Here is a 2,713-nt window from a genome sequence, read left to right as displayed (position 1 = left end):
CCCGCCAGTACGTGGAGTATCAGAGAAACCATGACCGATTTATGCATTAATGAGGCAACTCCGGTAACTGTGCGGACAGCAGCGCCTGGAGCCAGAGATGGCCGCCCCACCACACGGCGGCAGTGATCACTGCCGCCGCGACGATCCAGAACCAGACAGAGCGCAGCAGGCTGTAGCGGTGTTTTCCGGTCCTGCGTATCACCAGTGAAAGGCCGGCATCCAGAGGCGGCACCCGCTCAGCAAGCGCTTTCATTGCCTCCTCACGCTGGCTCTGGCTGACAGAGCCCATGCTGTACAGCCCCTGGAACCCCAGCGCGATCACCCGGTGATAGCAGGTCAGGACGGCCATATCCGGCGCAGGCTGGCGTAACACCTCCGCAATACGGTCCCAGAGAGCTTCACCTGCATGCAGCGACCCGAAATAGCGCGCCTGTAGCGGCGCTTTTCGCCAGGCCACCTGTCCCGCATCAGCATCGGTCCCGTCATGCAGTTTTCTGCTCATGACCACTTCGTCAAGCAGCGCACACTGCGCATAAGAGATATGATCGATACTGGCTTCATCGTATCCTGCTCGATCCAGCGCCCCACGCACACTTTCCACCTGTTTGCTGCAGGTGTCGTACAGCACATCCCCGTCAGGCGTGGTTGCCCCCTGCTTAAGCAGGGTGACGGTGAGCCAGGTCTCCGCCATCAGGGCATCGATATCGGTTTCTTTTCTCATGAGCGCAGTACCGCAAACAGTTCAAGTTCAAGCTGTCCCAGCAGGGCAGGCACGTAGAACATACAAATTCCCTGCTCCAGCATGTCCCGTGCCGCAGCACTTTCCATGTCCAGCGCGAAGTACTGGTTCTCCATCCGTACCGGTAACGCAGCAGGAACGCGATTCACGGCGATAAGCGGGATCCCCTGCAGCGCAACGGTGGAAATAGCATTCACATCATCCGGGGAACCCGCCTTGCATAATGCCGGGAATTTCTCTGCCACCTGCCAGGCGGGAACGTCAGACCTGACAGAGAGATAGAGATCGGCCTCCTCACGCAGACGAATATCATGCAGCGAGGCTTTCCACGTCTGCTCGTCCGGGCGAAGCATGTCCAGCGCGATAACACGGGACGGCAGGCTGGCTTCCAGTAAGCCGGTAATCAGCTCAAACAACGGAGGAAACGTGTTTTCCGGTCTGGCATGGTCATAGCCGGGAATGGCGTCCAGATCGCTGTCGAGAGAAAACGTCAGCATGCTGCCCGCGAGCCGCGCGAGCTCCACCCACACCTGCTCAGGATGACGGGCCGGAAAACGTTCAAACTCCGTCAGCACCCGCGCATGGGAGTTCAGCGCATTGAGCAGCCAGAAAAGAGACACATCTGCCACCGCGAAATCGGCCAGACGCTCGTTGCTCTCGCGGCGCATGGACATCAGACGCTGGCGGCGTGAGCGAAGCTGGCGGTTCAGTAACACCAGTCTTTCCCGCATCGCCGGGCTGGCAGAAAACAGGGCCATGGGCGGAATAAATGCCGGATCCTGACGCCATCCCTGTCCGTCACGGATCAGACGCACAACCGGGCAACACTGCCACGATGCGTTATCCTCATGTTCAAAACGGATAGCCAGGTTAAAGCGGGCAACCGCAACGGACTCGTCCTCACTGCCAAACGCATCCTGGACATTCACCCACTCTTCACGGTAACGAAGCGGTCTGTCGGCCACAGCCGACTCCTGCTGCACGTTATTCAGCCCGGACTGCATGAGCGGCAGGGCAATCACCACCGTGACCACATCTGATAGCTGTGAGGCTCCCAGTTCGCGCGGCTCGGGCGGCAAATCGCTGACCGCCGCGTCCACCAGCGTGCCATCAGGCAGCCAGAGCCGCAGGTGCGTAATCTGAAGAAGACCCGATCCCAGCAGTCGTTCATCAAACTCAGCGCGCTCCACACCCCATGCAAACGGTGAGGCAAGCGCCGCAACGCCTGTGCTGCGAAAAGTTTCCCATTCTGACTGTTGCTGGAACTGCTGAGGGGACAACAGCGCCCCCTCGTTCCACAGCGGACGATAAATTTTCATCCCTGCGCCCGCCTTACGCTTTCGCTTTCGGCATCTGGCTCACCAGCGACAGGTTCACGTCCATGCCTTCCACCTGGAAGTGCGGCACCGCGAACAGCTTCACGCGGAAGAAGCCCGGGTTGTCCTCAATATCTTCCACCACCACCTTCGCGTCGCGCAGCGGGTGTGAGGCCTGCAGTTCGTCGCCCGGATCGGTCATTTCGGTCACCAGACTGCGTACCCATGTATTGAGTTCCAGCTCCAGCAGACGGCGATCTTTCGTCGTACCGATATTTTCGCGCTGAATCAGCTTCAGGTAGTGCGCGATACGCGACAGCAGGAAGATATACGGCAGACGGGCGTTGATGCGGCTGTTGGCGGTGGCGTCGGCGGTATCGTACAGCGCCGGTTTCTGCGCCGAGTTCGCCGAGAAGAAGCAGGCGTAATCACGGTTCTTGTAGTACGACAGCGGTATAAAGCCCAGATTAGCGAATTCAAACTCGCGGGTTTCCGGGATCATCACCTCTGACGGGATCTTCACCTGGTTGCCGGTACCCAGATCGTACAGGTGGATCGGCAGGTCTTTCACCGCCCCGCCCGCCTGCGGGCCACGAATTTGCACGCACCAGCCATTATTGATGAAGCTCTTCACCATGTTGGAGGCGAAGGAGAAAGA

General features: G+C 59.2%; 3 protein-coding genes. All 3 read right to left on the bottom strand.

Annotated elements, in window-relative coordinates; genetic code table 11:
* Positions 1–46: 46 nt before the first annotated feature.
* Complete coding sequence (gene tssL, locus AK59_RS0122895; protein WP_029883902.1) at positions 47–721, bottom strand: type VI secretion system protein TssL, short form; 675 nt, start codon at positions 719–721, stop codon at positions 47–49.
* Positions 718–2,058: a type VI secretion system baseplate subunit TssK gene (gene tssK, locus AK59_RS0122890; protein WP_029883901.1), complete on the bottom strand. Its 1,341-nt coding sequence runs from the start codon at positions 2,056–2,058 to the stop codon at positions 718–720. Before tssK ends, tssL begins: the two co-directional genes overlap by 4 nt.
* 13 nt (positions 2,059–2,071) lie before the next feature.
* The coding region (tssC, locus tag AK59_RS0122885; RefSeq protein ID WP_029883900.1) for a type VI secretion system contractile sheath large subunit at positions 2,072–2,713 on the bottom strand (642 nt) is incomplete at its 5' end.

It is taken from the genome of Enterobacter sp. T1-1 (assembly GCF_000710795.1).
Classification (GTDB): domain Bacteria; phylum Pseudomonadota; class Gammaproteobacteria; order Enterobacterales; family Enterobacteriaceae; genus Enterobacter; species Enterobacter cloacae.
This window is presented reverse-complemented; position numbering and strand designations above follow the sequence as displayed.